1 protein-coding gene is annotated in these 273 nt (G+C 21.2%); it reads left to right on the top strand.

The genetic code is table 11. From position 1 onward, the window contains the following. The coding region (locus DIU01_RS08920; protein WP_290833629.1) for a hypothetical protein at positions 1–182 on the top strand (182 nt) is incomplete at its 5' end. Positions 183–273: the final 91 nt, after the last annotated feature.

Here is a 273-nt window from a genome sequence, read left to right as displayed (position 1 = left end):
AGTATTTTATTGGAGAAATCATTTTTAATTTATCGTATTTTTTATTATCCTATTATTTGCTAAAAACTAATGCAGTTGAAGGAGTTTTACAAGCCTATTTCTATGCAAATTTGATTACGTTTGTTTTAATTTTGTTTATGTTTAGAAAATTATTTTTTTCTGAAATAAGCTACCATACATAACTTTTTTTATTCATTAAAATTGCTTCTCCAGTAATTTTTAATTCTCCAGTTTCCATTTCAAAAATTTCATTTTTATATAAAACTCTATTTT

This window comes from Flavobacterium sp. (genome assembly GCF_003525665.1).
In the GTDB taxonomy this organism is placed as follows: domain Bacteria; phylum Bacteroidota; class Bacteroidia; order Flavobacteriales; family Flavobacteriaceae; genus Flavobacterium.
The sequence above is the reverse complement of the archived record's forward strand: the minus strand, read 5'-3'. Positions and strand labels throughout refer to the sequence as shown.